Origin of the sequence: Actinomadura sp. BRA 177 (genome assembly GCF_013372625.1) — a bacterium.
Classification (GTDB): domain Bacteria; phylum Actinomycetota; class Actinomycetes; order Streptosporangiales; family Streptosporangiaceae; genus Spirillospora.
Map to the genome: position 1 here is coordinate 1 of NZ_JABXFD010000208.1, position 4,613 is coordinate 4,613.

Here is a 4,613-nt window from a genome sequence, read left to right on the forward strand (position 1 = left end):
TGATCGGCTGCACCGGCGCCGCCAGCTTGACCTTGAACGTGCCCTTGGACTCGGGGTCGGCGTCCAGCACCTCCACCGCCCACACCAGTTCCCCGGTGTCCTTGTCGTGCGCCTGCACGAAGTTCTCACGGGTCGACCGGTCGAAGTCCCGCACCGGCTCGACACCGCCCTTGACGAACGCCCCGAACGGGAACACGTCCCCGAACGCGACCTTGAACGGACCCTGCACCGCCCTGACGATCACTTCCCATCCGGTCAACTGTCTGTCAGTTGACCTATCAAGTGTGATCGTAGGCGTACCCAGCTTGGTCTATCAAGTAACTAACCGGCGTGTGGCCGGATACGGTCACGCCAGCGGGTAGGCGTCTTCCAGCTCATGCAGGTCAGCAGGCAACACAGTGTCGATCACCATCAGCGGACGCCCGGCAGCGTCCCGAGCAGTCGCGTACACGACGAGGACAGGCGTCCCCGCGCGCATCGACAACGCGTCCGCCTCCTCGCCGGTCGGCATCCTTGCAACGATGTGCTCAATCACGTGATCAAACTTCACGCCCTTGCGCGACTCCAGATGCGCCCGTACACCCTGCTTCAGCGGTTCGGCGCTGGTCAGGTTCGTCCCCTCCGCGAGGTCCAGGGGCAGCCACAGGGAAAGGAGTTCAGACGGCACACCGTCAGCCGTCAGCAGCCGCCGGCGAAGGAAAGCCCGGCCGGACGAGCCGAGGTCGAGGAGGGAGCGGACACGGTTCGGCGCATCGACCACCCCAGCGGCCAGGACCTCGCCGGGTATGGCCGCTTCCGAGCCAGCCAACCGAACCTGTCCCGCCCGCGCGCTTTCTAGCGAGGCCAGGGCAGGACGACCCCGGACGAACCGGCCCTTGCCCTGCCGGGAGTCGATCCAGCCTTGATCCCGGAGCACCCGCAGGGCCGCCACCACGGTTGGCCGACTCACACTGAACTCTTCGATGAGCTGGTGTTCGCTGGGCATCGCCGAGCCGGGCGGGTACTGGCCGGACTCGATGCGCCGTTGAAGCTCCGTGACGAGCTGGGCGTACTTGGGTGGCATGGATTCAAGGCTCACGTCGACCGTCCATCATCCGACAGGTTGTCTTACCAGGTCAGCGTTAATGTACGCCCAACCCGTCCCGGCTGTCACGACTACCGGATACCAGCAGGCCCGATTACTCCGCTGGGAAACAGCAGACCCGCGCGCTCCGGCCATCCGGCCCGCCAACTCCGTCGGCGTCGCCGCTTCGAGGAGCACCCACCACCCCGCCCACGGCATCACGGCCCACCACCGGAACGTGTGGTGCCCGAACCAGACCGACGAGCCCGGGAACCGGCGTTGCAGGGTGATGATTGCCGCCGTGACATCGTCCGGCGCGCCCTTGGTCCCCCACGTCACGGCCGCGACCTCGACAGGTTCGGCGCGGTCGGCTCGTTCATGAACGCGGTGATCCGTTCGGCCGCGCCGTCCAGGTCCGTGACCGGGTGCAAGTTGTCGACCCGCCACCAGGACACCTCACCCTTACGGCGGTTCACCACCACGTAGCCGATGACGTCGAGGGACGTCCCGCCCGGCCGAGTGACCGTCAGACCGGGGATTGCGTCGCGCATCTGGACGTACAGGCCGCGCCTGACCAGAGCCCGGCACAGATCACCCAACACCCGAAGTTCAGCGTCGCGGGAGAGAGAAGGACCCATCACCTGTCTCGCTTTCTTTGGAAGCAGAGCCGGGGGCGCGGGGCCTGATCCGTCCCTCCCACACACGTGACCATGGGGGAACTGGGGGGCGGTCACGCGACGGACCGTCCTCGCCGCGCCGCCGGCTCTGCCGTTCAATGCGCCATGACCAGCCCAAGAGGCCAGCCAAACAGCGCTAGTCGAAGTGGTCGTTCGCCGAGCCGTTGAGCTGCCCGGCCTGCGCGGTCACGAAGCGAGCGACCTTGGACGCCGCGCCCGGCACGTCGTCGACCGGGTGCTTGCTGTCGTCGCGGCGCCAGGTGAACGTACGGCCCGAGGCCCCGACGAACACCCACACGAACAGCCCCGGATTCGCGGTACTCACCAGCAGCCCCGGCATTCCCTCATCCAGCCGAACGGCCAGCCCCAGACCGAGGAGGGAGGTTCGCAGGTCGGCCAGTAGCCGCAACTCGACGTCCCGCGCGTTCACGACTGCGCACCGCCCTGCCGCTCGGACGTGCGACCCGCCCCCAGGCAGTCAGGGCAGGAGTCCTGCCGACTGTCCGCCGGAACGCCCGCCACGTGCCCCGGCGTCAACGTCCGCCGTGCCACACGTCGCTTGACCCCGCGTCCCCTGCAAGAGGTGCAATCGCTCGCCATGACCACACCGTGCCAACAAGTCACGTTGCGTCACGACGCCGTGATCATCTCGTCTCGCCCGTCAACGTCTTGTGACCGTCTCGACTTTGTCTCGTCTTCGATCTCGCGACGCGTCTAGCCTGAGAAACGCCCAGCAGAGAGGACGGCCGGTGTCTCCCCAACCGATCCTGTTGCAAGTCGTGATCCGTCAGCGCCGCCTACAGCGCTACGGCATGTTCCAGACCGCCTACAACGAGGCTGCCAAGAAGATCTCGCCCGAGCTCACCGGCACCGCCCCGAGCCGCGCCCAGCTCCACCGCTGGACGTCCGGCGAACTCAAGCGCCTGCCCTACACCGATCACTGCCGAGTATTAGAGGCGATGTTCCCCGAGTGGACAGCCGACGAGCTGTTCGCCCCCTGTCCGCCTCACGTCCTGGCGGACGAGCCCACCGCCTATGGCGCTAGCGATGAGCGCGCCGACCTTGAGTCCACCGCCGACCGAGTCGGCCCGAACCCCTACGCTGACGTCACCGCCGTCTTCGCCACCCGCGCCGAGTTCTCTTACGCCTACCCGCCACACGCACTACTCGACGGCGCGAGCAGCATCAGAGCCGCCGGCCTCTCCCTCAACATGCTCTGCCAGCAGTACCCCGACCAGCGTCTCTACCGGCTCATCGAGGACGGCACCACCCTGCAAGCCCTGTTCCTGGACCCCGAAGGCGAGGCCATCCGAGCCCGCGAACAGGAAGAGGGCTACACAGACAACCACCTCACCACCCTCACGCGCCTGAACATCGAAGTACTGACGCGCCTACGCAAACGGCTCTCGCCCGAGGCCCAAGAGCGTCTATCCGTCGCCGTCTATGACGAGACGATCCGCTTCAACATCACGCTCCTGAACAACCAGCTCTGCGTGATGCAGCCCTACCTACCGAACGCCCGCGGAGTCGACTCGCCCACGTTCCTCGCCGAACGCAACCCGACCGGGGCAGGCTTGTACGGGACGTTCGAGGAGATCTTCACCGCGCTATGGGAACGAGGCCGCACCGTATGACCGACGCACCAGCCGCACTACTACCCGTCGCCCTCCAGGCAGCACAGATAGCCAGCGACCTAGTGCGCACACGCGTCCCCGGCCTGCTCACCGCCAAGGGTGACCGCGACATGGCCAGCGAAGTCGACTACGCGGTAGAACGCGCCGTCCGTGACTACCTCAAAGAGCGAACCCCCGACATCGCCATACTCGGCGAAGAAGAAGGCATCACGGGCGACACCACCGGCGACCTCCTCTGGGCCATCGACCCAGTGGATGGCACTGCCAACTTCGTCCGCAACATCCCGCTCTGCGGCTTCTCACTCGGCCTCATCCAACGAGGCCGCCCCGTAGTAGGCGTGATCGACCTGCCGTTCCTCGGCACCCGCTACCACGCAGCCCAGCACACTGGCGCCTACCTCGGAGACCGCCGCATCCAAGCCAGCATGACCACCGACCTCAAAGACGCCATCGTCGCCATAGGCGACTACGCCGTAGGCGAGGGAGCCGAAGCCAAGAACCGCCAACGCATCGCCCTAACCGAACGCCTAGCCGCCAACGTCCAACGCGTCCGCATGCTCGGCTCAGCCGCCATAGACCTAGCCTGGGTCGCCGAGGGCAAGCTAGACGCCAGCATCACACTCTCTAACAAACCCTGGGACACAGCCGCCGGCGTCATCATCGCCCGCGAGGCCGGAGCCAAGGTCACCGATCAAGACGGCACGGACCACACGTTCAAATCAACTGCCACAATTGCGTCTAATCGACAACTCGCGTACGGGTTGACGATGTTTCTCGCCGAGAATATGGACCATAAAGGTTAACCCTATGGTAAATCGGTTCGCCCGGCGCACGTTCTTGAACAGAACCCTAATGTGTCAGTTAAGCGTGTCGTTGCACCCACATATGCAAGATTTCTGCAAAATACTGCATGTCACCATCGGGAGTGCCCTGATAGCCCGGACCCGTGTTGAATCTCAGCACTGGTCTTTTCTTGGAAAGAATCGTACCCTCTAACGGAGTCGGCCGATCAGGGTGCCCGACGATGAAATTGTGACATGCGCTAGCCATTTCGTTATTGCATGCACGCACTCTCGCGGGCTCTATTCTCCTTTTCGGTGGGCGAGGTCCCTGTACTACATTCGCAGATCTTGAAACTGTTGGGTTGGCCGGCCCGTTGATCATGGGTGACTTCCCCTATCACCTACGATCAGGTCGTGTCGTGGGACGAGGCGCTGGCAGAGTTGACCGGCAGGGTGG

At 65.0% G+C, this 4,613-nt stretch carries 5 protein-coding genes and 1 pseudogene; 2 read left to right on the forward strand and 4 right to left on the reverse strand.

Features of this window, described 5'->3' with window-relative positions; all coding sequences use genetic code 11:
• From HUX53_RS07505 to HUX53_RS07520, 4 genes and pseudogenes are all read right to left on the reverse strand, one after another.
• Nucleotides 1–229: pseudogene (locus HUX53_RS07505) on the reverse strand (plasmid replication, integration and excision activator); the annotation flags it as partial.
• Between the two features lie 117 nt (nt 230–346).
• A complete protein-coding gene (locus HUX53_RS07510; protein ID WP_217919180.1) occupies nt 347–1,078 on the reverse strand; it encodes a GntR family transcriptional regulator in 732 nt (243 codons plus the stop codon).
• A 320-nt stretch (nt 1,079–1,398) separates the two neighbouring features.
• Entirely contained in the window at nt 1,399–1,662 is a 264-nt protein-coding gene (locus HUX53_RS07515; protein WP_176402430.1) for a hypothetical protein, read from the reverse strand.
• A 214-nt stretch (nt 1,663–1,876) separates the two neighbouring features.
• Nucleotides 1,877–2,170, reverse strand: coding sequence for a hypothetical protein (locus HUX53_RS07520; RefSeq protein ID WP_176402431.1), 294 nt, complete (start codon nt 2,168–2,170; stop codon nt 1,877–1,879).
• A 349-nt stretch (nt 2,171–2,519) separates the two neighbouring features.
• Here HUX53_RS07520 and HUX53_RS42450 point away from each other — a divergent pair, with 349 nt between their 5' ends.
• Together HUX53_RS42450 and HUX53_RS07530 are read left to right on the forward strand one after the other, a co-directional pair.
• The gene (locus HUX53_RS42450; protein WP_176402432.1) at nt 2,520–3,374 is read left to right on the forward strand and encodes a DUF5919 domain-containing protein; all 855 of its coding nucleotides are present in this window, start codon (nt 2,520–2,522) and stop codon (nt 3,372–3,374) included.
• On the forward strand, nt 3,371–4,177 hold the full coding sequence (locus tag HUX53_RS07530; protein WP_176402433.1) for an inositol monophosphatase family protein: 807 nt from the start codon (nt 3,371–3,373) through the stop codon (nt 4,175–4,177). Before HUX53_RS42450 ends, HUX53_RS07530 begins: the two co-directional genes overlap by 4 nt.
• The last annotated feature ends 436 nt before the right edge of the window (nt 4,178–4,613 follow it).

Excerpts from the sequence above, each read along its gene's own strand:
- HUX53_RS07530 (WP_176402433.1), top strand. The coding sequence starts at position 3,371 with ATGACCGACGCACCAGCCGCACTACTACCCGTCGCCCTCCAGGCAGCA.